The following is a 26,416-nucleotide window of genomic DNA, read 5'->3' on the forward strand; positions in this document are numbered from 1 at the left end:
GAAGCGCCGCCGGGCGGTACGGGCCGGTGCGGCCGGCAGGGACGACGCACCGGCCCCGCCCGCCCGGCGGCGCGGCCCCACCCGAGGAGAGAGGGATCGTCATGAACTGCCCCACGTGCCGACAGGACCTGCCGGAGGAGGCCAGGTTCTGCTCGTCCTGCGGGACGCCGTGCGCCGTCGCGGTCGCCCCCGGGGAGGACGAACGCAAGCCGGTGACGGTGCTGTTCTGCGATCTCGTCGGCTCCACCGCCCTGTCGGGCGTACTGGACCCGGAGACCCTGCGCACGGTGACGCTGCGTTACTTCGAGGCGATGAGTGCGCAGATCGTGGCCCGGGGCGGCACTCCTGAGAAGTTCATCGGCGACGCCGTGATGGCGGTGTTCGGTGTGCCGGTGGTGCGGGAGGACGACGCCCGGCGGGCACTGGCCGCGGCACTCGGTATGCGGGAGGCGCTGGCCGAGCTCAACGACGAACTGCACGCCACGCTCGGCATCACGCTCGCCACCCGGATCGGGGTCAACACCGGCCAGGTGGTGGCAGGCCATGACGCGACGGCCCGTCAGGCGCTGGTGTCGGGAGAGACCGTGAACATCGCCGCACGCCTGGAACAGCACGCCGGCGCCGGCGAGATCCTCCTCGGGCCGGACACCCTGCTCGCCGCCGGACCCACGGTCTCCGCCGAGCCGACCGGCCCGCTCCGGCTGAAGGGCAAGCGGGACAGCGTGGAGGCCTACCGGCTGCTGGCCCTGGGGGCGGACGATCCGGAGCTGCTGCGCCGCTTCGACGTGCCCTTCGTCGGGCGCCGTGCCGAGCAGGACGCCCTGGACGCGGCCCTGTCGGACACCGTGCGCGGGGGCCGGGCCGGGCTGCTGCGTGTCGTCGGCGAACCCGGCATCGGCAAGACCCGGCTGATACGGGAGTGGCTGGCCCGGCGGTCCGCCTCGGGAGTCCTCTCCTACGGCGCCGGACGGTGCCGCGGAGAGGGGGCCCAGGGAACGCTCACTCCCCTCGCCGACGCCCTGCGCGCCCTGCCCGCCCTCGCCGCTCCCCAGGAGGCTCCGGCCCCCGGCGACGACGCGACGGCCCTGCTGTCCGCGGGGCTGCTGCGCGACGGTACGCCCAACGCGCCGTTCGAGGACATGTGCGCCGCACTGGCGACGGCGCTGGGACGGGCGGCCGGGGAGCGGCCCTTCGTGCTGGTGCTCGACGACGTCCACGAGGCGGCGCCCCTGCTGACGCGCACCCTGGACCGGCTGTCGGACGGCTCGGGGCCCGCCGGAGTGCTGATCGTCTGCGCGGGCCGCCCGGACGGTACGGCCGACGCCGCGGACTGCCTCCAGCTCACGGGACTGCCCCGCGAGGAGAGCGTGCGGCTCGCGGCCCTGCTGGCCCGGCTCGACGGTGTCGCGGGGCCGGTGGACGAACGCCTCCTGTCCCGTGCCGAGGGCAACCCGCTCTATCTGGAACAGCTGCTGGTGGGCGGTCGGATGGACGGCCCCGGATCCGGGCTGCCGCCCACGCTGCAGGCCCTGCTCGGGGCCCGGATAGGGGCGCTGGCGCGGGCCGAGCGGACCATGGTGGGCCTGGCCGCCGTGATAGGCCGGGAGTTCACCTCGGCCGAACTCCTGGTGCTGGAGACCTCCGCGCGGCTGGCGGAACTGCGGGGCCCCGCGTCGGTGGACGTCTCCTCCACCGACCGGGCGCACCGTCTCGGGCGCATCGAGGAGGTGCTCGTGGCACTGACCGGGCGGCGGCTGGTGGAGCCGGGGGCGGGCCGGGAACCGACGGCGTACCGGTTCAGCAGCGGGCTGGTGCACGAGGTGACGTACGCGTCGTTGTCCAAGCGGGCCAAGGCGGACCGTCACGCCTGGGCCGCCGAGCTGCCCGGGGTGCTGCGGGCCGGGGACGGTGCCGTCGGCGGCCATCTCGAACGCGCCTGCCGCTACCGGACGGAGCTCGGGCTGCTCGACGACCGGACCGTGCGGCTGCGCCGCCGTGCCGCCGCCGCGCTGGGCCGCGCCGGGGCGCAGGCCGCGTCCCGGTCCGACCTCGCCTGGGCGGACGACCTGCTGGAGCGGGCGGTCGGTCTCGACCCGGATGACGCCGGTTCGGTGCGCAGGCTCGGTGAGGTCCGGGTGGCACTCGGGCATACCGCGAGCGGGGCCCGGCTGCTGCGCCGGGTGCGCGACATGGACGCCGCGCCGGTCGAGTCCGCGCACGCCGGACTGGCGCTCGCCGTCCTGGACCCCGCGGGTCCGGGCGCGGGGCTCCCGGCCACGGCACGGGCGGTGCTGCCGGTCTTCGAAGCGGCGGGCGACGCGGTCGGCCGGGCCAGGTCCCACCTGAGGCTCGCCCAGCACCTCCAGCAGGCCGGCCGGCACGAGGAGGCGGAACGCGACCAGGCGCGCGCCCTGGAACAGGCGGTCCTGGCCGGAGCCGAACCGGAACGGGCCGCCGCCCTCGGAGCCATCGGCATCTCCCTGTGGCGCGGCCCGGTGCCCGCCCCCGAGGCGGTGGCCCGCTGCCGGGGCCTGCTGGCCGCGCACGGGGAGGGCCGCCCGACGGTCCGGCTCACCCTGAACTGTCCCCTGGCGGTGCTGTACGCGCTCCAGGACCGGCCCCGCGAGGCGTACGCCTGCCTCGCCGAGGCCCAGGAGCTGGCCGGGAAGCTGCGGTTCGCCGAGGCCGAGGTGTTCCTGCCCGTGTTCCGGGCCGCGGTGGAGGCGCTGCTCGGACGCGGCGGAGCGGCGCTGGACCTGCTCGCCGGGGCCGACGCGGCCGCCCGGCGCGCCGACACGGCCGGGCTGCGGACGGCGGTGGCCCTGGACGCGGCCCGGATCGAACTCGACGAGGGCAGGACCCGGCGGGCGGCGTCCTGGATCGCGGGCCTCGGGGAGGCGTCGGAGCTGAGCCCGGCGGACGCCGTCGACCTGAACGGGCTGCGGGGCCGGATGGCAGCCGCCGACGGGCGTCCGGCGGAGGCTGCCGGCCACGCGGACCGGGCCGTGCGGGCGTCGCTGCTCACGGACTCCCCGCTGGTCCGGGCGACCGCCGAGCTGGACCGGGCCCACACGCTGTCCGCGCTGGGGCGGCGGACCGCCGCGCTGGCCTCGGCGCGCGCGGCACGGGAGCACTTCGTGAGCAAGGGGCATCTGCCGGGGGCCCGCCGGGCCGCGGGCTGCGTGCCGGACGAGGCCATGGTCACCACGACGGAGAGGAGCTGACCGATGGGAACCGTCGGAACAGGCACGGTACCGGGGCAGGGACTCACCTGGAGTCTGCGGGGGCGCGGTCCCGACGACGTACCGGTCCCCGCGGACGAGGGGCCTCCGGGCGGTCTGCCCGCGCGGCAGGCGACCGGGCGCGGTGTGCGGGTGTGCGTGGTGGACTCCGGCGTGGAGCGGGACCATCCGCTGGTCGGGCCGGTGGAGAGCTCCTGGGTGGTGGTCAAGGACCCGGAGAGCGGGACGATCACGGTCGAGCCGACGGGGACGGGCGACACCTGCGGGCACGGGACCGCGTGCGCGGGGATCATCCGCCGCACCGCCCCCGACTGCGAGATCCACAGCGTCCGGGTCCTGGGTGAGCGCTTCTCCGGTACCGGTGACGTCCTGATGGCCGGGCTCCGCTGGGCGGTGGAGCAGCGTTTCGACGTGGTGAACCTGAGCCTGTCGACCACCCGGACCCGCTTCGCCCCCGAGCTGCACGGCCTCGCGGACCGCGCCTACTTCGGCCGTACGGTCATCGTCGCGTCGGCCCACAACACCCCGGTGGAGAGCTTCCCCTGGCGGTTCGCGTCGGTGATCTCCGTGGGCAGCCACCAGGAGGACGCCGAGCTCCACCTGTACAACCCCGACCCGCCGGTGGAGTTCTTCGGGCCGGGGCAGAACGTGTCCGTGCCCTGGCTGGGCGGCAGGACGATCCGGACCACCGGCAACAGCTTCGCCACCCCGTACGTCGCCGGGCTCTGCGCCCGTGTTCTCTCCGGGCACCCCAGCATGACGGCCTTCCAGCTCAAGAACGCCCTCTATCTGTCCGCGGCCAACGTGCACGCCGGCCCGCGTCCTTCCACAGCGGCAGGAGATACCAGTGACGACTCCGAGAACTGATGCCACGCTTTCCCCGGCGCCCTTCGCCGTCCCCGCCCCGGGTGACGACGCCCGCCACGAGCTGCTGCAGTCGGTCGTCGACGTGGCGCGCGCGATCTTCGGGGCCGCCGCCAGCTCCGTCTTCCTGCTGGACGAGGAGGCGGACGAACTGGTCTTCCAGGCGGTCTCCGGGGAGGGCGAGGAGTTCCTGGTGGGCCGCAGGTTCCCGGCGGGACGCGGCATCGCCGGCTGGGTGGCGACCTCGGGCGAGCCGATGGTGGTGGACGATCTGAGTCAGGACTCCTCCTTCGACCGTTCGCTGGCGGAGTCCACCGCCTACGTACCCGACGCCCTGATGGCAGCCCCCCTGATCAGCGACGCGCGCGTCCTCGGGGTGCTGGAGGTGCTGGACCCCTCCCCGCAGGCCCGGTCGGGTGTCCGTGAGCTGGACCTGCTGGCGATGTTCGCCCGGCAGGCGGCGGCCGCCCTGCGCGTCCTCGCCGCGCATCCGGCGGGGGGCGGCACGAGGGCTCTGGACGGCGAACGGCGCGAGGACGCCCTGCAGCTCCTGGGTAGCCTGGAGCGACTGCTGCGGGGCACGGGCTGAGGGTCCGTACGCCGGCCGTCACGCAGGAGTGACGGCCGGAGCGACGGGCAGGAGCCGGGGTGGCACCGGGCCGTTCCCGCGCCGAACCCCAGCGGAAGGACACAGCGTGAAGCTCGCTTTCTCGACCCTTGGAGTGCCGGGGATGCCGGTCGCCGACGTGGTGCGGCTCGCCTCCGCGAACGGCTACGAGGGGGTGGAACTGCGCGCCCACCCTGAGGAGCCGGTCCACCCCGGCCTCACCCGGGCCGAACGGGCCTTGGTGGCGGATGAGTTCAAGCGCGGCGGGGTCGAGATCCTGACCGTCGCCGGGTATGTGAGGGTCGCCGCCGAGGGCGAGGACGAGCCGGTGCTCGCGGCGCTCGCCGAGCTGGTGGAGCTGGCGCACGACCTGGGCGCGGCCAACGTCCGCGTCTTCCCGGGCGGCGGGGACCTGGACCCGGCGGAGGCCGACGCGATCGCCGCGCGACGGCTGGGGGCCGCCGCCCCGTACGCCGCCGACATGGACGTGCGGATCCTGCTGGAGACGCACGACTCGCACCGCGCCGGAGCGGATGTGGCCCGCGTGGCGGGGACCGTCGGGCACGGGCGGATCGGCGCGATCTGGGACGTCATGCACACCTGGCTGGCCGGTGAGGACCCCGCGGCGAGCCACGCGGTTCTGGCCCCGCACCTCGGATACGTGCAGGTGAAGGACATCGCCTCCGCCGAGGACACCACGCCGCTGGCCCTCGGCGCCGGGGTGCTGCCGCTGCAGGAGTGCCTGGACACACCGGCCGCCGACGGCTGGGTCTGCTGGGAGTACGAGAAGCGGTGGTACGCGGGGGCCGCCGAGCTGCCGGAGCTGCTGGCAGCCGGGCGGGAGTACCTGCTGCGGCTCGGCGCGCCGAAGCAGTAGCCCTCACCACTCCGGCGCACGGCGGGTGGTGACCCGTCGGGGCCCCGCCCGCTCTTCCGCGTGGGACACCGTTTTCGACGGCACCCTTGACTGGTAGTTACTTTCCATATATCCGTACCTTCTTGGAAGTTTCTTTCAGTACCGGAAGGGGCTCACGTGCACCACCGCACCTCCAGACGCACTCTCCTCACCGCCACCGCGGCGACCGCCGCGGCTGCGGCGACCGGCGTCGGCGCTCTGCCCGGCGCCGCGCAGGCAGCCGTGACCAGCACCTCCACGGACAGCCGTCTCAAGCGGCTCATCGCCCGGATGAGCCTGGAGGAGAAGGTCGGCCAGCTCTTCGTGATGCGGGTGTACGGGCACACCGCCACCGAGCCCGACCAGGCGGACGTCGACGCCAACCTCGCCGAGATCGGGGTACGTGACGCCGCGGAGCTGATCTCGACGTACCACGTCGGCGGGATCATCTACTTCGCCTGGGCCCACAACACCCGCGACCCGCACCAGATCGCCGGCCTCTCCAACGGCATCCAGCGGGCCGGGCTCGCCGGGCGCACCCCGTTGCCGCTCCTCGTCTCCACCGACCAGGAGCACGGCATCGTGTGCCGCGTCGGCGAGCCGGCGACGCTGCTGCCGGGCGCGATGGCCCTGGGCGCGGGCGGTTCACGCTCCGACGCGCGCACCGCGGGCCGGATCGCCGGGGCCGAGCTGGCGGCGCTGGGCATCAACCAGAACTACGCCCCGGACGCGGACGTCAACGTCAACCCGGCCAATCCTGTCATCGGCGTACGCTCCTTCGGCTCCGATCCGGACTCGGTCGCCGGGATGGTCACCGCGCAGGTGAAGGGGTACCAGAGCGCCGGGATCGCCTCCACGGCCAAGCACTTCCCCGGCCACGGGGACACCAGCACCGACAGCCACACCGGCCTGCCCGTCATCCACCACACCCGCGAGCAGTGGGCGGAGCTCGACGCCCCGCCGTTCCGGGCGGCCGTCGCCGCGGGCATCGACTCGATCATGACGGCGCACATCGTGGTGCCCGCCCTGGACCCGTCGGAGGACCCGGCCACCCTGTCGCGCCCGATCCTCACCGGCATCCTGCGCGAGGAGCTCGGTTACGACGGTGTCGTGGTCACCGACGCCCTGGGCATGGAGGGCGTCCGCACGAAGTACGGCGACGAGCGCGTTCCCGTCCTCGCGCTGCTGGCGGGCGTCGACCAGCTGCTCAACCCGCCGGACCTGAAGGTCGCCTGGAACGCCGTCCTGAACGCCGTGAGGAGCGGCGAGATCAGCGAGGCCCGCGTAGAGGAATCGATCCTGCGCATCCTGCGGCTCAAGACGAAGCTCGGGCTGTTCCGCGACCCGTACGTCACCCACCGGGGCGTCGACCGCACCGTGGGCGTCAGGTCGCACCTCGCCACCGCCGACCGGATCGCCGAGCGGACGACCACGCTGCTGGCCAACACGGGTTCGCTGCTGCCGCTCTCCCGCCGGTCCCACAGGAATCTCCTGGTGGTCGGGGCCGACCCGGCTTCGCCCTCCGGCACGACCGGCCCCCCGACCACCACGCTCGCCGGGGCGTTCGGGGAGCTGGGGTTCACGGCGACCGCGCTGTCCACCGGCACGGCACCCTCCCCGGCGAAGATCGCCGAGGCCGTGGCCGCGGCGGAGGGGAAGGACGCGGTGATCGTCGGTACGTACAACGTCTCGGCGTCCAGCTCGCAGCGCACGCTGGTCAGCGCACTCGCGGCGACCGGCGTACCGGTGATCACGGTCGCGATCCGCAATCCGTACGACATCGCCCAACTGGCCGGCACTGGTTACGCAGCGAGCCTCGCCGCGTACTCCTGGACGGACGTCGAGCTGCGGGCAGCCGCCCGTGTGATCGCGGGACGGGCCCGGCCGGAGGGCAGGCTGCCGGTCCCGGTGCAGCGGGCGGACGCCCCCGCCCAGGCGCTTTACCCCGTCGGTTACGGGCTGTCGTACCGGCGCTAGGACGGTGCGGCCGGTCGGGAAGGACAGGTGGGCCGTGTCCACCGGGTGTGGACAACACCCGGTGGACACGGCCCGTTCCGGTGCGGTGCGGGCTACGGCCGCAGCGTGCCCCGGTTCCGCTTCAGTTCGTCGTCCCGTACGTCCAGGCGCGCGTCGAACTTCGCGAGGGGCTTGGCCTTCGCCGGATCGGCCTCGACGGCCGCGGGCGCGACCCCGGCCCAGCGCAGGACGGCCGCGGTGGCGTTCGCCTTCTCGTCGGCCACGAGGCCGGCGATCTTGGAGCCGTGGTTGCCGCCCGGCACGGTGTAGACGTGGCTGTCCCTGGCGCCCTTGCCGAGGCGGAATGGCTCGGCACCCCAGGGGTCGTTCTCCCCGTAGACGTACAGCATGTGCCGGGCGTTGTTCTTCACCCAGTTGTCCACGTCCCGCATGACCGAGGGCTGGAACTTCATCGGGATCGAACGTGGCACGAAGCTGCGCGGCGGCTGGTAGCCGTAGCGGCTCAGGTTCCCGAGCCAGGGCTGCTCGATGTCGGGCGAACCGAGCTGGGTACCCGCCTGGTAGTAGTACGGCGTGTAGGTCGCGAGGCCCTGGTCGGCGTAGGCGGAGAAGCCCGAGATGCCGTCGACGGAGTCCCAGATCTCCTGGTCGGTGGCGTTCGGGGCGTCGGCCGGGACGGAGTCGCAGTCGGCGAGCAGGCTGTACTGCCAGTACGCCCAGACGTAGTCCATGACGACGGCCTCGTACGCCTTGTCGAGCGTGCCGACGGTGTCGAAGGTCAGTCCGTTCTCGGCGGCGTACGCCTCGAACTTCTTCTCCAGCGGCTCCCTGCGGACGAGGGCCTCACGCTGGACGCCGGCCAGCCGGTCCCGGCACTCCTTGGTGCCGACGCGTGCGAAGAACCGGTCGTACGCCGAATCCTCCTTGTTCACCACGTCGTTGGGGGCGACGTAGGCGACGACGCCGTCCATGTCCTTGGGGTAGAAGCGCTCGAAGTAGGTGGCGGTCATGCCGCCCTTGGAGCCGCCGGTGGTGATCCAGTTCTTCGAGTAGATCTTCTTCAGCGCCTTGAAGACCCGGTGCTGGTCGCTGGCGGCCTGCCAGATGTCGAGCTTCGACCAGTCGGCGGGCGCGGGGCGGGACGGGGTGAAGAACCGGTACTCCAGGGACACCTGGTTGCCGTCGATGATCTGCGTCGGCTCGCTGCGGCTGGGGTTCGTGGAGACGTTGTAGCCCCCGGTGTAGAAGACCGTCGGCCGGTTCGTGTCCTTGTGCAGCAGCGTGATGCGCTGCTGGAAGGTGCCCTTGGACGGGCGCTTGTGGTCGACGGGCTGGGTGTAGTTGAGGACGAAAAAGCGGTAGCCGGGGTAGGGCTTCTCCTCCACCAGGCTCATTCCCGGGATGGCCAGGATGCGGTCCTTGATGTCCTCGCTGCTGCTCTCGCCGCTGCCGACGGAGCCGCTGCTCTGCTTCTCGGCCGGTACCGCGGCGGTGGCCGCACCGGCCGAGGCGCCGGTCGCACTCACTGTGCCTATGAGCACCGCGAGCGACAGAACGCCTCTGAGCGACTTGCGCATGCAATCTCCCCTTGGTTCACGACAGTGGCCGTGAACCTAGCGGGGGTAACACCTGTCACGCCAGACCCGTCGGCGTGTCAGCACAGGATCCATCCCGTGGAGCCGGAGGAACTGCCCACCGAACCCGACGCGCGCACACACCGGTTCAGCGCGTGCACCGTGACCGGGCCGGCCAGCTTGGTGAATCTGCCGCTGTCGACGACCGCCCGGCCGCCGCGCGGCTGCAGCGACACCCGCATCGCCCGGCGTGCGCCCGGCTTCTTGGCGACGGTGACGGCGCACGCGTAGGCGCGGCTCTTGTAGACACGCAGCGAACCGGTGGAGAACGACACCGTTTTGACCAGCCGCCCGGAGCAGGCCGACGTGGCCTGCGCCGAGGCCGACCCGGTGGGTCCCAGCACCAGACCGAGGGCCCCGAGCAGCGGCAGGACGAGGAAGGCCGCCGCCATGCGCCGGCCCGCCCCCGGCCTTCCCCATGCTTTCGGTCCTGATGACCTCAGTGATCCCGCCACACCGTCCACCCCATCCGCCCGGCCCGCTTCATCGAACACATCGTCCCCCGCTGAACACACGTACGCATTGATGTACGACGCGGGGACGGTGCTTTCAGTTGCGGGACGGGGTCATACGCCGGCCGGGGTGTCCTCGCCCATGTCCTCGCCTATGAAGGTGCGCCACAGCCGCGCGTAGGCGCCTTCCCTGGCCAGCAGCTCGTCATGCGTGCCGTCCTCGGCGACCCTGCCCCGGTCCATCACCACGACCCGGTCGGCACGGGCCGCCGTCGTCAGCCGGTGGGCGACCACCAGCGTGGTCCGCCTGCCCGCAAGGCGGTCGGTGGCCTGGTTGACCTGGGCCTCGCTGGCCAGGTCGAGCGAGGCGGTGGCCTCGTCGAGCAGCAGGACGTCGGGGTCGACGAGTTCGGCGCGGGCCAGAGCGATCAGCTGCCGCTGGCCGGCCGAGAGGTTGCGTCCCCGTTCGGCGACCTCGTGCAGGTAGCCGTCCTGCAGAGTGGCGATCATGTCGTGCGCGCCGACCGCCCGGGCCGCTGCCTCCACCTGGGCGTCGGTGGCCTCCGGAAGTCCGTACGCGATGGCGTCACGGACCGTCCCCTCGAAGAGGTATGCCTCCTGCGGTACGACTCCGAGCCGGTGCCGGTACGCCGTCCTGTCGAGACGGCGCAGATCCGTACCGTCCGCGGTGACCCGTCCGCTCGTCGGGTCGTAGAAGCGGGCGACGAGCTTGACCAGCGTGGACTTGCCCGCGCCCGTCTCTCCGACGAAGGCGACCGTCTGGCCGGCCGGGATCCGCAGATCGATCCCGGTGAGGGCCTCCTCCTCACCGGCGTACGCGAACGACACGTCCTCGAACGCGATCTCCCCGCGGAGCGAGGTCACGTCCTGCGGCTTCTCGTGGTCGGCCGTGGAGGTCGGCTCCCGCAGGAGTTCCTGGATCCGGCCGAGGGAGACGCTGGCCTGCTGGTAGCCGTCGAAGACCTGGGAGAGCTGCTGCACGGGCGCGAAGAACAGGTCGATGTAGAGCAGGTAGGCGACCAGTGCGCCCGTGGTCAGCGTGCCGTTGTCGACCCGGCCGGCGCCGACGATCAGCACGGCAGCCGCCGCGACCGAGGCCAGCAGCTGGACGAAGGGGAAGTAGACGGAGATCAGCCACTGCCCGCGCACCCTGGCCTGGCGGTAGTGGTCGCTGCGCGCCGCGAACCGCTCGGCGCCGTCGCGCTCGCGCCGGAACGCCTGGACGATCCGCATCCCGGAGACGGACTCCTGGAGATCGGCGTTGACGACGCTGATGCGTGTCCGGGCGAGCTCGTACGCCTTCACGCTCTTGCGGCGGAAGAAGAACGTGCCGACGATCAGCACCGGCAGTGTCGCGAAGACGACCAGGGCCAGCTGGACGTCGAGGACGAGCAGGACGACGGTGATGCCGAAGAACGTGACGAGGGAGACGAAGGCGGTGACCAGACCGGTCTGCAGGAACGTGGACAGCGCGTCCACGTCCGTCGTCATCCGGGTCATGATCCGGCCGGTCAGCTCGCGCTCGTAGTAGTCGAGGCCGAGCCGCTGGAGCTGCGCGAAGATCTTGAGGCGCAGGGAGTACAGCACGCGCTCGCCGGTGCGGCCCGTCATCCGGGTCTCACCGATCTGGGCCACCCACTGCACGAGCACCGCGAGAAGCCCGAATCCGGCCGCCGCCCAGACCGCGCCGAGCGCCATCTTCGTGACGCCGTCGTCGATGCCGTGCCGGATCAGTACGGGCAGGAGCAGGCCCATGCCCGCGTCGACGGCGACCAGCGCCAGGCTCGCCAGCAGCGCGGCCCCGAAGCCGTGCAGCAGTCGGCGCAGGCCGTACGACTTCTCCGGGCGCACGGCGCTCGCCTCGTCGATGGCGGGGACGTCGGTGGCCGGCGGGAGTGCGTCGACCTGCGCCAGGAGCTCGGGGGTGGCGGGCATCCCCGCCGCCGCCGCGTCGCGCTGCTCCTCCTTGCGGATCCACAGCCCGGGGGTCACACCGCGCTCGGCGTCGAACTCCGCGTCCAGCTCCTCCTGGAGGGCGAAGTCGTCCTCGGGCTCCGCGATCGCCGAGGGCCGGTGTCCGGGAGAGGTGCCGCCCAGCTCGTCCGGGTCGGTGAGCAGCCGCCGGTAGAGCGCCGAGCGGCGCTCCAGCTCCGCGTGCGTGCCGATGTCGGCGAGCCGGCCCCGGTCGAGGACGGCGATGCGGTCGGCGAGGCCGAGCGTGGACCGGCGGTGAGCTATCAGCAGGGTCGTGCGGCCCTCCATGACCTGCGCCAGGACCTCGTGGATCTCGTGCTCGACGCGGGCGTCGACGGCGGAGGTGGCGTCGTCGAGGAGCAGCAGGCGGGGGTCGGTGAGGAGGGCGCGGGCGAGCGCGACGCGCTGGCGCTGGCCGCCGGAGAGGGTGAGCCCGTGCTCGCCGACCTTGGTCCCGTAGCCCTCGGGCAGTTCCGAGATGAAGCCGTGCGCCTGGGCGGCCCGCGCGGCCCGCTCGATCTGTTCCTGGGTGGCGCCCGGGTATCCGTACGCGATGTTGGCGCCCACGGACTCGGAGAAGAGGAAGCTGTCTTCCGGTACGAGCCCGATGGCGGCCCGCAGCGAGTCCTGCGTCAGCTCACGGACGTCGTGGCCACCGACCAGGACGGCGCCGTGCGAGACGTCGTAGAAGCGGGGCAGCAGGAGGGAGACGGTGGACTTGCCGCTGCCGGAGGCACCGACGACGGCGACCGTCTCGCCCGGCTCGATGGTGAGGGAGAAGCCGTCCAGGACCGGCCGCTCGTCGTCGTACCCGAAACGGACGTCGTCGAACTCCACGCGTGCGGGCGCGTCGGCCGGGAGCGTCCTGGTGCCGTCCTGCATGGACGGCTCGGTGTCGATCAGCTCCAGGACACGTTCCACACCGGCCCTGGCCTGCTGGCCGACGGTGAGGACCATGGCGAGCATCCGGACCGGTCCGACGAGCTGGGCGAGGTAGGTGGAGAAGGCGACGAACGTGCCGAGCGTGATCTCGCCCCGGGTGGCGAGCCAGCCACCGAGCGCCAGCATCGCGACCTGGCCGAGCGCGGGAACGGCCTGGAGCGCCGGGGTGTAGCGGGAGTTCAGCCGGATGGTGCGCAGCCGGCCCGCGAACAGCCTGCGGCTGACCTCGCGGAGCTTGCCGGTCTCCTGCTCCTCCTGGCCGAACCCCTTGACGACCCGGACCCCGGAGACGGCGCCGTCGACCACTCCGGCGACTGCGGCGGCCTGGCTCTGGGCGTACCAGGTGGCGGGGAAGAGGCGGGTCCTGGAACGGCGGGCGATGAACCACAGGGCGGGGGCGACGGCGAGCGCGACGAGGGTCAGGGGCAGCGAGAGCCACGCCATGATCACCAGGGAGATGAGGAAGAGGAGGATGTTCCCGATGGTCATCGGGAGCATGAAGAGGAGTCCCTGGATCAGCTGCAGGTCGCTGGTGGCCCGTCCGACGACCTGACCGGTGGAGAGCTCGTCCTGCCGCTTCCCGTCGAGCCGGGTGAGCGTGCTGTACATCTCGGTCCGCAGGTCGTGCTGCACGTCCAGGGCGAGCCGCCCGCCGTAGTAGCGGCGGATGAAGGTGGCGACGTAGACGAGGACGGCCGCACCGATGAGCAGGCCGGTCCACACACCGAGGGAGCGGGTGTGGCTGCCGACGACGTCGTCGATGATCACCTTGGTGATCAGCGGGACCAGGGCCATCACGCCCATGCCTGCGAGCGACGATCCGAGTGCCAGCACGACGTTGCGCCGGTAGCGCCACGCGTACCCGGTCAGCCTCCGGCCCCAGCCCGGTTCCGGGGTGTCGTCCTGCCGCCCGGCACCCTGGCCGGCGGCACCCGGTCCGGCCGTGCCCTGACGCGAGCGCCCTTGTTCCTCCACGCCCTGTTTCTCCGCGCCCGCCACCCGTGCCTCCTGATTCGCCCCGTTGCCCCGCCTGACCTACCGCATCTCCCCAACGCCGTCAGCAGCGGATTTCATCCTTCCGCAACAATTCTCGGCCCATGGGCGGAGGCGGGGGGCGGGTGGTCCTAGGACCACGGCCGGCCGGCGGCGGTGGCCGGGATCAGCCGTGCGCGAGGCGATCGGGCCCGATGTCCCGGTGGACGGCCCTGGAGACGGCCTGAATGGTGTCGATGCCGTCCTCCATCGTCTTGTTGTCCTGCGTCAGCACGGTGATCACGTAGTCGTGGCCCTTGCCGCTGAACGCTCCGACGCTGTGCACCCGCCAGCCGTGGGTGGACCGCTCCAGCCAGCCGTTCTTGAGCTGTACGGTCGCGTCGCCCGGGGCGCCGGCCGGAACGCCCCAGCGCTGTTCCGGCACGACCTTGCGCATCCGCTCCAGGAGGAAGGTCCGCGAGCTGTCGTCGAGGACCTTGTTCCTGGCGGTCACCAGCGTCAGCAGGCGCTGTTCGTCGTGGGCGGTGATCTGCGTGAGCCCCCATGCGCCCTCGGCGTCCAGTGCCGTGCGGGTCATGCCCGCCGCCTTGAGGAAGCCCTTGACCTTCGCGGGGCCCAGCTGGTCCCAGAGCTCACTGGTCGCGTCGTTGTCCGACTTGGTGATCATGGCCGTGGAGAGCTCGCCCTCGTGCGGGGTGAGCGGCCGCTTCGCTTTCTGCGCGTCCCAGAGCAGTGCGGCGAGGACCGTGACCTTGACGACGCTCGCCGAGTCCACCTGCTGGGTGGGCCGCAGCGTGCAGCTCGTGTGCGTCCGGTGGTCCTGCACCGCGAGGGCGGTGGTGGACCTGTGCCCCTCGAGGGCTGCGGTGATGTCTCCGGACAGCTTCGCGGCGAGCCCCGCACGGTCCGAGGCGCAGGAGACGGCGGGGGCCGGGGCCGGGGCCGGGGCCGCGGTGGCGGGCGACGCCGCCAGGGCCGCCGGGACGAGAACGCCGACGGTCAGGGCGGACCGGAGGGCACGGGAGCACCGGGGCACTCGCTGGTGAGTCATGCCGTCCTCCGCACCGTCTCGCTGGTCGCTCCGACGGAGCACCCGGACATGGTGCATGAACAAGGACAAAACGACCTATGGCCTGGGACACAGCCGGATGCGCCCCCGGTGCCGGGCCCCGCGGCGCCTGGCCTCCGGGCCGGGTGCCGTGACCGACACCACGCCGCTTCCCCCGCCGACACCGCCCCGTTCCCCCGCCGGGTCAGAGCCGGAAGCCGGTCCGGCCCCGGAGTGGGTCGCGCTCAGAGGTGCGTCGGCTCGAACATCCTCAGCAGCGCGGGAAGCACCACGACCGACGGCCCGGGGGCCGCGAGGGCCCTGCCGAGGTCCGCGGCCAGGGACTCCGGCGACGTCCGGACCGCGGGAACGCCGAAGGACTCGGCGAGGGCGACGAAGTCCGGGCGGGAGAGCTCGGTCGCGGTGGCCTCTCCGAAGGCTCCCGTCATGTACTCGCGGAGGATGCCGTAGCCGCCGTCGTCGACGATCAGCCAGGTGACGGGCAGGTCGTACTGCCGGGCGGTGGCGAGCTCGGCGATCGAGTACATCGCGCCGCCGTCCCCCGATACGGCGAGCACCGGCCTGGTCCGGTCGGCCGCCGCGGCGCCGATCGCGGCGGGGAAGCCGTATCCGAGACCGCCCGCGCCCTGTGCCGAGTGCATCGTGTTCGGATGGCGGGCGTCGAAGGCGGACCAGGCCCAGTAGGCCAGGATCGTCATGTCCCAGAAGCTGGGCGAGGTGTCGGGCAGTGCTTCGCGGACCGAGGCCAGCACCTGCTGCTCCAGGGTGAGGTCCTGAGCCTCGATACGGTCGTGGACCTTCTCCAGCAGCGCCCGTACGCGGTCCGCCGCACCCTCGTCCTCGCGGGGCTCCACCGCGTCCAGGAGGTCGGCGAGAGCCTCGCGGGCGTCGGAGTGGATGCCGAGCGCGGGGTGGTTGGACTCCAGCTTCCCGGCGTCGGCCTCGATCTGGACGACCCGGCCGCGCGGGGCGAACGTGTGGTAGTTCGAGGAGAGCTCCCCGAGCCCGGAGCCGACGACCAGCAGCACGTCCGCCGACTCCAGGAAGTCCGTGGTGTACCGGTCCTCCAGCCAGGACCGGAGGGACAGCGGGTGCTCCCAGGGGAAGGCGCCCTTGCCGCCGAAGGTGGTGACGACCGGGGCGTCGATCTTCTCCGCGAGCGCGCGCAGCTTGCCGGCAGCGTCGGACCGGACGACTCCGCCGCCCGCGATGATCGCCGGACGTTCGGCGTTCGACAGGAGGTGCGCGGCCACGAGGGTCAGCTCCGGCCGCGGGTACAGCTCGCGCGGGGTGGCGTCGAGGGCGCTGACGACGGGCAGGACCGTCTCGGCGAGCAGCACGTCCTGCGGGATCTCCACCCAGACCGGGCCGTGCGGAGCGGTCAGCGCCGACTCCCACGCGGCGGCGACCGCGGACGGGATCTGCGAGGCCGTGCGCACGGTGTGCACGGACTTCACGATGTCGCGGAAGGACGCCTTCTGGTCACGGAGCTCGTGCAGATAGCCGTGGCGTCCGCCGCCCAGCCCGGCGGTGGGGATCTGGCTGGAGATCGCCAGCACGGGCGCGGACGCCGCTGCCGCCTCCTGGAGCGCGGCCAGGGAGGTCAGTGCGCCGGGGCCGGTGGAGAGCAGCAGGGGTGCGACCTCGCCGGTGATCCGGCCGTAGGCGTCGGCGGCGAAGCCCGCGTTGTTCTCGACGCGCAGCCCGAGGTACGACAGCGAGGAGCGGCGCAGCGCGTCGAACATGCCGAGCGCGTGCTGGCCGGGCAGCCCGAACACGGTGGTGGCACCGAGGCCCTGGAGGGTCTCGACGACCAGATCGCCGCCGTTGCGGCCGGCCGGGGGCCGCAGGGCCGCCTCGGCCTGCGCGGCGGTGAGCCGAGGCCGGTCGTCGTGGTCGTGGCTCACTTGGTACGGCCTTCCGCGATCTGGCGGGACATGATCGTCGTCAGCTCGTACGCCGTGTGCGAGGCGGCGACGGAGGTGATCTCCGCGTGATCGTAGGCCGGGGCGACCTCGACGAGGTCGGCCGAGACCAGGTGGCACGACGACAGCCCGCGCAGGATCTCCAGGAGCTCGCGCGAGGTGAGGCCGCCCGCCTCGGGGGTGCCGGTGCCGGGGGCGTGCGCCGGGTCGAGCACGTCGATGTCGATGGAGATGTAGAGCGGCCGGTCGCCGATGCGCTGCCGCAGCTGGTCCGTGATCTCGTCGACGCCGCGCCGCATGACGTCGGCGGAGGTGACGATGCCGAAGCCCATCTTGGCGTCGTCGGTGAGGTCCTGCTTGCCGTACAGCGGGCCTCGGGTGCCGACGTGGGACAGCGCCTCGGTGTCGAGGATGCCCTCCTCGACGGCGCGGCGGAACGGGGTGCCGTGGGTGTACTCGGCGCCGAAGTAGGTGTCCCAGGTGTCCAGGTGGGCGTCGAAGTGGAGCAGGGCGACGGGTCCGTGCCTCTTGGCGACGGAACGCAGCAGGGGCAGCGCGATGGTGTGGTCCCCGCCGAGTGTCATCAGCCGGGCGCCGGTGGAGAGCAGGTCGTCGGCGGCGGCCTCGACGGTCTCGACGGCCTCGTTGATGTTGAAGGGGTTCGCGGCGATGTCGCCGGCGTCGGCGACCTGGGCGAGGGCGAACGGGGAGGCGTCCTGCGCCGGGTTGTAGGGGCGCAGGAGCCGCGAGGCCTCGCGGATGGCGTTGCCGCCGAAGCGGGCACCCGGACGGTAGGAGACACCGGAGTCGAAAGGCACGCCGACGACGGCGACGTCGGCGGTGCCGACCTCGTCGAGCCGCGGCAGCCGGGCGAAGGTCGCGGGCCCGGCGTACCGGGGCACGCGCGAGGAGTCGATCGGGCCGCGCGGCGTCTCGTTGCTGCTCATGGGTGCGGGTGCCTTTCGTTCGGTGATGCACGCCTTGTGGGCGTTCATACGGTATTCAGTCTGCCAGGGCCCGGTCGGGGCCCGGTTTCGGTGGCCGCCGGTCAGACGGTGACCGGCTCGGGGGCGGCCGGGTCCTCGGCCCCCCGTCCGGCCAGGCGCTCGCGCCACGCGGTCAGCACGGCGGGGTCGGTCGCCTTCGTCGCCAGCGAGACGACGACGTACACGGCGAGCGAGGCGATCAGCCCGTAGTAGACCGGCTCGTTGGCGAGGATTCCGTATCCCGCCATCAGCCCGGTCACCGACGCACCGCCGACCGCCACGGCGGCGAGCGCGCCCGCCGCCGTGCCCCGGCGCCAGAGCAGACCGCCGAGGATCGGCACCAGCAGCCCGCCGACCAGCAGGTTGTAGGCGACGGTCAGCGCCTCGACGACGTTGTTGAGCGCGATGGCGATCACGATGACAGCGACGCCCATGATGAGGATGAAGGCACGGTTGCCCCTGACCTCGTCCCGTTCCTCGCCGTCCTTGGCGACCACGCCCCGGAGCCGCGACCAGATGTCGTTGTTGGCCACGGTCGCGCAGGCGATCAGCGCGCCGGAGGAGGTGGACATCACCGCGGCGAGCGCGGCGGCCAGCACCAGTCCGCGTACACCGACGGGCAGTTCGTCCTTCACGATCGTCGCGAACGCCGCGTCCGCGCTGGGCAGCTTCGGGTACATCACCTTGGCCGCCGTACCGATGACGGCGCCGGCGAGCGCGTACACCAGACAGTAGGTACCGGCGACGGTCCCGCCCCAGCGGGCCGTGCTGTCACTGCGGGCCGTGAACACGCGCTGCCAGATGTCCTGGCCGATCAGCATGCCGAACGTGTAGATCAGGACATACGTGAAGATCGTCTCGCCGCCTATGCCCAGCGGGTCGAAGTACTCCGTGGGCAGCTTCGCCTTCATCTCGCCGAAGCCGCCCGCCTTGACGACGGCGATCGGCAGGAGCAGGAGCAGGACGCCGATCGTCTTGACCACGAACTGCACCATGTCGGTGACCGTGATCGACCACATGCCCCCGAGCGTCGAGTACGCGACGACGATCGTGCCGCCGAGGATGATCGCGACGGTCCGGTTCACGTCGAACAGGACGTCGAAGATGGTGGCGTAGGCGATGGTCGAGGTGACCGCGAGCATCAGCGTGTACGCCCACATGACGACACCGGAAATGACCCCGGCCCGGCCGCCGTAACGCAGGTCGAGCATCTCGGAGACGGTGTAGACCTTCAGCCGGGCGATGCGGGCGGAGAAGAAGACGGACAGGGCGAGCAGCCCGAGGCCGATCGTGAAGACCATCCAGGCACCGGAGAGCCCGTACTGGTAGCCGAGGCCCACTCCGCCGATCGTCGAGGCACCGCCGAGGACGATCGCGGCCATGGTGCCGGAGTACATCCAGGGGCCGAGCCGCCGTCCGGCCACCAGGAACTCGCTCTTGGACTTGGCGCGGCGCATGCCCCACCAGCCCATGGCGAGCATGCCGACCAGATAGACCACGATCACCGCGTAGTCGACAGCCATGGGTTTCCTCCGTCTCGTTCGCACTCAGGGTGGGGTGTGGTGGGGAAGACGGTAGGTGGCCGAAAGCCGACGCTGAAGTGTACGTTTCCTCCATCCTCGCCCCACCGAGTGGATGGACCATCCATGCCGGACTCCCCCGCCGGACCTCCCACCCCTGCCGTCCCGCTGCCCGAACTGCTCGGCAGGGAGGAGCTCGGGCTGCGCCGTATCGCGGGGCCGGAGCGGGCGGACCTGCTGTGGGTGCACACCTCGGAGATGGCCGACCCGTACCCGTATCTGCTCGGCGGTGAGCTGCTGCTGACCGCCGGGGTCCAGCTGTCGGACGCGGACACCTATGTGGCCCGGCTCGTGCAGGCGGGGGCGGCGGCGCTCGGCTTCGGGTTGGCACCGGTGCACGACACGGTGCCGTCCGACCTGGTGGAGGCGTGCGACCGGCACGGACTGCCCCTGCTGGAGGTGCCTCCCGGGACCCGCTTCACCGCGATCGCCCGGGCCGTGTGGCGGCTGATGGCGGAGGCGCGGCACCGTGAGCTGCGCAGGGTGACCCGCGCCCAGCAGGCACTGGCGACGGCGGCGGCCCGCCCCGACCCGGTGCCCGCGGTGCTGCACCAGCTCGCCGTACAGCTGGACGGCCGGGTCGCGCTCCTCACGGCGGACGGCGGTGTGCTGCACGCGGCGGGCGGGCATCCGGCACCGGACGTGCGGACGGCACTGGCACGGCTGGCCAGGGTGGTGGCCCCCGCCCCGCCCACGGCCGGCACGGGCCCGGCGCCCGGCCGGACACCGAGCCCTTCGTCGGCCACCGACACCAGGGGCGGCACCCACCTGTTCGCGTACGCGCTCGGCGGCGGGCAGGGACTGGCCCTCGCCCTGGCGACGCCCCGCCGCGACACCGGCGACCACACCGTCGCGGGAATCGCCGTCGTGCTGCTCTCCCTGCTCACCGCCCCGCACCAGGGCGCCGACGCGGCGGGCCGCTCGGCGGCACTCGTGCGGCTCCTGCTGGGCGCGGCACCCGAGGACGTGGCCCCACTGCTGGGCGACGGCGGCTCCTGGACGGTGGTGCACGCCCGCCGCACCGACGGCGCCCCGGCCGGCCCGCTGAACGCCGCCGCACTCGGCGCGGCGCTGGGCTCGGCCCTGGCGGACGTGGACCGCGAGACCGTACGGATCCTGCTCCCCGGCCCTCACGAGGCGGTGGCCCCGCAGCCCGGCTGGACCCTCGGCGTCTCCGGATCCGTCCCGGTGACCGCCCTGCCCGACGCCGAAGGCCAGGCGTCCCGCGCCCTGGGCCACGCCGAGGCGACCCGCGTTCCGCTGACCACGCACCACCCCGTCGCCGGAGGCCTGTCCGGCCTCGTCCCGGCCGACCGCGCCGAGGCCCACGCCCGCGCCCTGCTGGCCCCCCTCACCGAACCCCTGGCCGGTACCCTGCGCTGCTGGCTGAGCCTCCACGGCAACTGGGACCGGACAGCGGTGGCCCTGCGGATCCACCGCAACACGGTCCGCCAGCGCATCGCCCGGTGCGCGGCGCTGCTGGACGCGGACCTGGACGACATGGACGTACGGACGGAGCTGTGGTTCGCGCTGCGCGACCGCGCGCCGCGCCCCTGAGGCACCTCGACGGCGCCCACCCGGCCCCGCTCAGGCGCCGCGGCTTCGCAGAATTCCTTCGACGCCCAGCAGAAAGGTCTCGGAGATCAGTTTCGGGTCGAAGAGGCAGCCCGCGGCCATGGCGCCGTCCCGGAGCATGACGAAGTGCCGGCCGGCTTCGGCGGCGGGAGCGTCTCCGACCTGCCCCAGCAGCTCGGTGACGGTGTCCAGGAACCACTGGCGGTGGGCCAGGACCGCTCGGTGAATGGCGTGGGTGGGGTCGGGGTATTCGGCTGCCGCGTTGAGGAAGGCGCAGCCGCGGAACCCTGGGCTCTGGATGCCCCCGGTGATGAACCGGCCGACTGCCCGGACCCCTTCGGCCGAGGACCGCTCACCCGCCCGAGCGGCATCGACCCCCGCCCGGATTCCCCGGTCGGCCTGGTCGAGGTAGGCGAGGACGAGCTCTTCCTTGCCCGCGAAATGCCGGTACAGCGTGGCACGGGTGACCTGCGCCTCCGCGATGATCCGGTCGACGCCGACGGAGTGGATCCCCTCCGCGTAGAAGAGTCCGGTCGCCGTGCCGAGCAGCCGCGCTCGCGCAGCCGACCTGCTGCCTCCTGTGCCCTCACTCATGACGTCAGACTACCGCACCGACGAGGGAGAACGTTCGGTCTTGACAGCATCCCGGCGCACCCTCTTGAATACGGAACGAGACCGAACGTTCTCCCTCAGGTTTCGGCCTGACTGCACCCCTGCAACCCCCGCGTCCGACTCGGCCGCGAGCGCCGCAGGAGCGTCGGGATCAGCGCACACACCGGACAGGCCGATGCCCCACGCCGTGGCGGCCGGCCGCTCCGGCACGGCTACGCGTCCGACCGAGCAAGCGATGCGAGCCCCGCACGACCCAGCCGAGACCGACTTCAACACGCCCTGCCCGAAAGGAACTTCCGTGGAAACTCTCGTCGGAACCGCCCCTGTCAGCGTTCCCGCCGCCCTGCGCAAGCTGTACTTCCTGCGCTTCGCGTTCGCCGCGGTGTGGGCCGCTCTCCTGTTCACGACCGCCGACACTTTGGGCGCGCCCACCGCCACGTTGCTGGTGATCTACCCCTTGTTCGACGTGGCGTGCGCGATCGTCGACATCAGGTCGGCCCGGGTGAACGGCCAAGCGGTGCGCGGCCTGTACGTGAACGTCGCGCTCAGCGCCCTCACCGTTGCCGGGCTGGCCTTCGCCGCCACATCCGGCATCCCCGCCGTCCTGCGGGTCTGGGGCGCGTGGGCCGTCACCGCCGGCATCGTCCAGCTCGTCGTCGGCGCCGCCCGGCGCCGGCTCGGCGGCCAGTGGGCGATGATCGCCAGCGGCTTCATCTCCACCCTCGCCGGCGCTTCGTTCGTCGCCCAGGCGGGCAAGGACGGCGCCTCCCTGAGCAGCTTGGCGGGCTATGCCTTCCTCGGCGGGGTCTTCTTCCTCGTCTCCGCCCTCCGTCTGGGACGCACACGCACGAAGGCGTGACCCCGGCCCCGTGCACCACGGCCCGTCAGGCCCGCCCCCGACGGTGCCCGCGGCCTCCCGCGATGAACGGCACCCAGCCCGTCCCGGCGTCGCACACCGCGAGGGCGGTCGGCGACTCACGAATGGCTGAGGATCACCACCAGCGCTGTCACTTCAGCGAGGAGCTGCGCGGCGAACGCGACCCGGCGCGTCCGCACCTCGATCGCCACCAGTACGACGACACAGGCCACAGCACCCACGCCGAGGCCGCACGTGAACAGCCATCCGGGAAGGGGTGTGCCGCACTCCTCGCCGTAGGTCAGACAGCGGCCGGCCGTTTCGGAGGAAAGGGTGAGGAACCCGGCCACCAGTGCTGCGGGGAGGAAGAGGACGGCGGACAGGATGGACCGGAAGCGGGTGCGATCCGTGGCCTCTCCGGTCACGGGCTCGGGCGGTGGCGCTATTTCCTTCATGCGTCGATCAAACTCCCGATCCCGGAGGGCGACAACGGTCGGCGTACTCAGAGCAGCGGGCGGAAGGTACTCAGCCGGCATGATCCTCGGGCCGGGCGGCGGGCCGGGGCCGGCTGTCGGCCGGCACCCGCCCGCCTCCGGGCCACAGGCCCTCGGTGATACGTGTCCCCGGGCTCCTGGGCAGGGCCTTCGCACTGACTCCGCCCACCACACGCCGTGCCGTCCCACACCGGGGACCGCGTGCCGCAGCCCCGCCGTGAGGCTGCGTCAGCCAGGCCGTGGCCGCGCCCCCCGCGGACACCTGGCCCGCCGACCCGCACCGGGCGACGGTTCAGCGGATTCTTGCGAGGAACCCCGGCCGTTCACGCCCGGGAGGAATCGCCTCCCGTGGTTGCAACTCGGAGCGTCGTGGTGTCGTGACCGGCGGAGTCGGTGAAATCGAGTCGGCGAGGAGCGTCGGGACGGCCGGCCCGGCGGAGCCGGACGTGGAAGCTCAGCCGGGGCGCTTCTGGTTCTCGATGTACTCCTTGATCACTTCGAGTGGAGCCCCACCGGCGGAAGCGGCGAAGTAGGACGGGGACCAGAAGTGGTCGCCCCACAGGTAGCGGCGGATGTGGGCGGGGAACTCCTGGCGCAGTCGGCGGGCGGAGACGCCCTTGAGGGAGCCGACCAGCCGGGACAGTGCGATCTTGGGGGGATAGTGGACCAGGAGATGGACGTGGTCGGTTTCGCCGTTGAACTCGGTCAGCTCAGCGCGGAAGTCGGTGCAGACGTCCCGCATGATCTCCTCGCATCGGACGAGGATCTCGTCGGTGAAGGGGCCGCGTCGGTACTTCGGGGTGAAGACCAAGTGCACGTGGAGGCTGTGGACAACTGTTCTACCCCTCCTCAGATCGGGGTTTGGTTCCCATCGAGGTGACATGGACTGATTGTAGGAGTGTTAGCCTCGCCGCCATGAAGCTGGTGGTGCGGGTCAAACTCCTACCGACGCCCTTACAGGCGGCGGCACTTGAGGCAACCCTGCACGTCTGCAACGAGGCTGCTTCCTGGGCCGCGCAGGTCGCCTTCGAGGAGGGCGTGCACCGCCCCCTGGGCCTGCGCAAGCACACCTACACCGAGATCAGACAACGCTGGGGACTGGGGGCGCAGGCCGCCCAGCACGCGATCAAGAAGACCTGTGACGCCTACACCGCCTTGAAGGCCAACCTCCGGGGCGGCCGGTACGGCCGGCCCGGCACCCAGCGCCACACCCGCGCCTCGGGCAAGCCGGTCACTTTCCGCAAGAACGCGGCCCAGCCCTACGACGACCGCATGCTGTCCTGGCAGCACCAGGCCCGCACGGTCTCCATCTGGACCACGGCGGGCCGGTTGAAGGGCATGGCGTTCACCGGGCAGGCGGAGCAGCTGGCTGTGCTGGCCGGACACCGCCACGGCGAGTCCGACCTGGTCCGCCAGGGCGGGAAGTGGTTCCTGATCGCGACCTGCGAGATCCCCGAGAAGACCCTCAACGCTCACCCGGTGGGCTTCGTCGGGGTCGACCTGGGGATCGTGAACATCGCCGCCACCTCCGACGGCGAGCGCCACTCCGGGCGCTGGATCAACCGCAAGCGCACGAACGACCGGGCGCTGCGCTCCAAGCTCCAGAAGAAGGGCACGAAGTCCGCGAAGCGGCGGGCGAAGAAGTACGCGGGCAAGGAAGCCCGCCGCAACAAGGACATCAACCACAAGATTTCGAAGCGGATCGTGGCGGAGGCTGAACGCACCGGTCGTGGGATCGCCCTGGAAGAACTGACGGGTATCCGCGAGCGGGCACGGCTGAGAAAGCCCCAACGCACCACGCTCCACTCCTGGCCCTTCGCCCAGCTCGGCTCCTTCATCGCCTACAAGGCGAAGAAGGCCGGAGTGCCGGTGATCTACATTGACCCGGCGTACACCAGCCAGGAATGCTCCCGGTGCCACCACACCGCACGCACCAACCGGCCTACCCAGGCCCGCTTCGCGTGCACGTCCTGCGGCTTCGTCGAGCACGCGGACCACAACTCGTCCCACAACATCACCCGAAGAGGGTGGATGGCATGGGTCTGCGGGGCCCGGTCAACGGCCCCAGCCCTCACGCTCATCGCGTGAGAGCCGGACGCAGCCGGGACCCATCACAGCCAGTGATGACCCGAGCAGCAAGCCCGGGACCTCAGTCCCGGGTAGTTGACCCCTTGTTGACCTTGATGACGACGGTGCTGCACACCTTGTCGGCGAAGGTCTGCTTCTTCTCGTCCCACAGCGGCCACAGCCATCCGATGTAGCAGGCGACGCTGTCCAGGAAGTGGGCGAGCTTGCGCACGAGCGCCATGCCGAAGCCCAGCGTCCAGCCGTCGGCCTCCCTGTGCACGCTGATGCCGAGGACCTTCTTGCCGATCGACTGACCGGTCTTGCCCTCCAGGTAGAGCTGGTAGATGGCCATGCCGAGGGCGTAGATCAGGCCGATCATGAAGAAGGGCCCGGGCTGGGCGTTCGCCGGGTCGTCGCTGGCGGCGAGGTCGATGAAGCCGAGCGCGTACATCGGGCCGGCGATGATCAGCATGTCGAGCAGGTACGCGCCGACGCGCTGCCCCCAGTGGGCCAGCGGCGGCAGCCCTGCCCCCGGCATGCCGGGTATCCCGGCCGGCGGGTAGGCCCCGTACGGCTGCTGCGGATAGCCGTACTGAGGGGGCACGCCCTGCGGCGCCTGCTGCGGATACCCGGGCTGGCCTTGCGGAGGCTGCTGGCTGTACGGGTTGTTGGGATCGCCGAAGCTCATGGGGAGGTTTCTCCAGTTCAAGGTGGGGACGGTGCGGCCTGAGCAGAGGGCTCTTTCACGCCACTGACTGTTGCCCCCGTGCAGCCGCGGCCCTGCTGCGCGCGTCGCGTTGACAAGACCGGCCGCTCATCTAATCCGATCAACAGAGTTCGCGTCCACTGGATGTTCGGTGCCCTGCCACATCGGCCGCCATGACGGCCCCTCACCGGGCGTTCAGCGTGAACCACGACATCGAGCGTCCCGTTTCTCTCCGCCCCTGGGGACGGTGCGCCGTGGGCGCTGACACGTCCGACCACAACAGCGCGCTCGCCCCGAGGCGTCGCCCACATCGATGTCTGTTCCCGGCCATCCGGGTCAGCACGGGGCACGGGAGTCACGGCCACAATCCTGTGCCGGGGCGGCCGGACGCTGCGCTCGACCGGGCCCGGGGCAACCCTCCTGCCTACAGGGGCAGGTGCGCCGGTGCGGCGCCGCTCCCGTCCGGCTTGAGGGACATCCGAACGAGATTCCCCGCCTCACTGATCAGCAGGTCCGGCACATGGTCCTCGTAGAAGCGGATCTGCCCGATGACGCCCTCGGTGCAGGAGTGCTGGGCCAGCCACGCCAGGAGCCGGTCCAGGTCGGGGAGGGATTCTGCGTGCACTTCCTGGCGTGCCGTGAGAGCCCATCCGTCGCCTGTTCGGTGCAGCTCGCCCACCAGCAGCCCTCCGATGCGCGCCGCCGGTCCGCGCTCGGAGAGGAGAGGGAACGCGTCGCCCGGTCCCTCCGGCTCGCCCGGTCCGTCCGGACCTACCGTCGGGACGTCCGCCGTTCCCTCCGGCAGCCCGGTGCCCGTGCCGGTAGCGACGCCGAGATGCCGTCGCAGCTCGTCCACGACCGCGCCCGGTGTCGTGGCACGAAGGTTCAGAGCGAGGTCAACCGCGTACAAGTCCCCCATCCCGGCAGCCTAGTCATTCGCGGTCG

Annotated in this window: 20 protein-coding genes; 8 read left to right on the forward strand and 12 right to left on the reverse strand. The window is 72.1% G+C overall.

Annotation, left to right across the window (positions count from 1 at the left end; genetic code table 11):
- Positions 1-101 precede the first annotated feature (101 nt).
- The 5 genes from ABZ441_RS07455 to ABZ441_RS07475 all read left to right on the forward strand — a co-directional run bounded on the left by ABZ441_RS07455 (position 102) and on the right by ABZ441_RS07475 (position 7,585).
- Positions 102-3,224, forward strand: coding sequence for an adenylate/guanylate cyclase domain-containing protein (locus ABZ441_RS07455; protein WP_358969416.1), 3,123 nt, complete (start codon positions 102-104; stop codon positions 3,222-3,224).
- Between the two features lie 3 nt (positions 3,225-3,227).
- Positions 3,228-4,109 (forward strand): S8 family serine peptidase, encoded by an 882-nt coding sequence (locus ABZ441_RS07460; RefSeq protein ID WP_358969418.1) that lies wholly within the window; start codon positions 3,228-3,230, stop codon positions 4,107-4,109.
- Positions 4,090-4,695, forward strand: coding sequence for a GAF domain-containing protein (locus ABZ441_RS07465; protein WP_358969420.1), 606 nt, complete (start codon positions 4,090-4,092; stop codon positions 4,693-4,695). The genes ABZ441_RS07460 and ABZ441_RS07465 overlap by 20 nt, the downstream gene beginning before the upstream one ends.
- Before the next feature lie 106 nt (positions 4,696-4,801).
- Positions 4,802-5,590 carry a sugar phosphate isomerase/epimerase family protein gene (locus ABZ441_RS07470; protein ID WP_358969422.1) on the forward strand — a complete coding sequence of 263 codons (789 nt, stop codon included), beginning with the start codon at positions 4,802-4,804 and terminating at the stop codon, positions 5,588-5,590.
- 156 nt (positions 5,591-5,746) lie between these two features.
- A complete protein-coding gene (locus ABZ441_RS07475; RefSeq protein WP_358969423.1) occupies positions 5,747-7,585 on the forward strand; it encodes a glycoside hydrolase family 3 protein in 1,839 nt (612 codons plus the stop codon).
- 92 nt (positions 7,586-7,677) lie between these two features.
- On the opposite strand, the gene ABZ441_RS07480 is transcribed toward ABZ441_RS07475, so the two are convergent.
- The 7 genes from ABZ441_RS07480 to ABZ441_RS07510 form a co-directional block, all read right to left on the reverse strand.
- Positions 7,678-9,162, reverse strand: a complete 1,485-nt coding sequence (locus tag ABZ441_RS07480; RefSeq protein WP_358969425.1) for a S28 family serine protease — start codon at positions 9,160-9,162, stop codon at positions 7,678-7,680.
- Positions 9,163-9,239: 77 nt separating this feature from the next.
- Positions 9,240-9,611, reverse strand: coding sequence for a hypothetical protein (locus ABZ441_RS07485; RefSeq protein ID WP_358969427.1), 372 nt, complete (start codon positions 9,609-9,611; stop codon positions 9,240-9,242).
- A 174-nt stretch (positions 9,612-9,785) separates the two neighbouring features.
- A complete protein-coding gene (locus tag ABZ441_RS07490; protein ID WP_358969606.1) occupies positions 9,786-13,478 on the reverse strand; it encodes an ABC transporter ATP-binding protein in 3,693 nt (1,230 codons plus the stop codon).
- A gap of 289 nt (positions 13,479-13,767) precedes the next feature.
- Positions 13,768-14,652: a serine hydrolase gene (locus ABZ441_RS07495; RefSeq protein WP_358969429.1), complete on the reverse strand. Its 885-nt coding sequence runs from the start codon at positions 14,650-14,652 to the stop codon at positions 13,768-13,770.
- Between the two features lie 242 nt (positions 14,653-14,894).
- Complete coding sequence (locus ABZ441_RS07500; RefSeq protein ID WP_358969431.1) at positions 14,895-16,577, reverse strand: thiamine pyrophosphate-binding protein; 1,683 nt, start codon at positions 16,575-16,577, stop codon at positions 14,895-14,897.
- Complete coding sequence (speB, locus tag ABZ441_RS07505; RefSeq protein ID WP_358969433.1) at positions 16,574-17,542, reverse strand: agmatinase; 969 nt, start codon at positions 17,540-17,542, stop codon at positions 16,574-16,576. The genes ABZ441_RS07500 and speB overlap by 4 nt, the downstream gene beginning before the upstream one ends.
- 101 nt (positions 17,543-17,643) lie before the next feature.
- The gene (locus ABZ441_RS07510) at positions 17,644-19,104 is read right to left on the reverse strand and encodes a sodium:solute symporter (RefSeq protein ID WP_358969435.1); all 1,461 of its coding nucleotides are present in this window, start codon (positions 19,102-19,104) and stop codon (positions 17,644-17,646) included.
- Between the two features lie 123 nt (positions 19,105-19,227).
- On the opposite strand from ABZ441_RS07510, the gene ABZ441_RS07515 reads away from it, so the two are divergent.
- The gene (locus tag ABZ441_RS07515; RefSeq protein WP_358969437.1) at positions 19,228-20,718 is read left to right on the forward strand and encodes a PucR family transcriptional regulator; all 1,491 of its coding nucleotides are present in this window, start codon (positions 19,228-19,230) and stop codon (positions 20,716-20,718) included.
- A gap of 30 nt (positions 20,719-20,748) precedes the next feature.
- Here the strand turns inward: ABZ441_RS07515 and ABZ441_RS07520 are convergent, their stop codons facing one another.
- Positions 20,749-21,330: a TetR/AcrR family transcriptional regulator gene (locus ABZ441_RS07520; protein ID WP_358969439.1), complete on the reverse strand. Its 582-nt coding sequence runs from the start codon at positions 21,328-21,330 to the stop codon at positions 20,749-20,751.
- 316 nt (positions 21,331-21,646) lie between these two features.
- Here ABZ441_RS07520 and ABZ441_RS07525 point away from each other — a divergent pair, with 316 nt between their 5' ends.
- Positions 21,647-22,207, forward strand: a complete 561-nt coding sequence (locus ABZ441_RS07525) for a hypothetical protein (RefSeq protein ID WP_358969441.1) — start codon at positions 21,647-21,649, stop codon at positions 22,205-22,207.
- 116 nt (positions 22,208-22,323) lie between these two features.
- Here the strand turns inward: ABZ441_RS07525 and ABZ441_RS07530 are convergent, their stop codons facing one another.
- Together ABZ441_RS07530 and tnpA are read right to left on the reverse strand one after the other, a co-directional pair.
- Positions 22,324-22,659, reverse strand: coding sequence for a hypothetical protein (locus ABZ441_RS07530; protein ID WP_358969443.1), 336 nt, complete (start codon positions 22,657-22,659; stop codon positions 22,324-22,326).
- A gap of 493 nt (positions 22,660-23,152) precedes the next feature.
- Complete coding sequence (gene tnpA / locus ABZ441_RS07535) at positions 23,153-23,581, reverse strand: IS200/IS605 family transposase (protein ID WP_358969445.1); 429 nt, start codon at positions 23,579-23,581, stop codon at positions 23,153-23,155.
- 32 nt (positions 23,582-23,613) lie between these two features.
- Here tnpA and ABZ441_RS07540 point away from each other — a divergent pair, with 32 nt between their 5' ends.
- Positions 23,614-24,786 (forward strand): transposase, encoded by a 1,173-nt coding sequence (locus tag ABZ441_RS07540; protein ID WP_358969447.1) that lies wholly within the window; start codon positions 23,614-23,616, stop codon positions 24,784-24,786.
- Positions 24,787-24,847: 61 nt separating this feature from the next.
- Here ABZ441_RS07540 and ABZ441_RS07545 read toward each other — a convergent pair whose 3' ends face one another.
- Positions 24,848-25,453, reverse strand: a complete 606-nt coding sequence (locus ABZ441_RS07545) for an RDD family protein (RefSeq protein ID WP_358969608.1) — start codon at positions 25,451-25,453, stop codon at positions 24,848-24,850.
- A gap of 442 nt (positions 25,454-25,895) precedes the next feature.
- A complete protein-coding gene (locus ABZ441_RS07550) occupies positions 25,896-26,390 on the reverse strand; it encodes a hypothetical protein (protein ID WP_358969449.1) in 495 nt (164 codons plus the stop codon).
- Positions 26,391-26,416: the final 26 nt, after the last annotated feature.

This window comes from Streptomyces sp. NPDC005752 (assembly GCF_040630715.1).
In the GTDB taxonomy this organism is placed as follows: Bacteria; Actinomycetota; Actinomycetes; order Streptomycetales; family Streptomycetaceae; genus Streptomyces.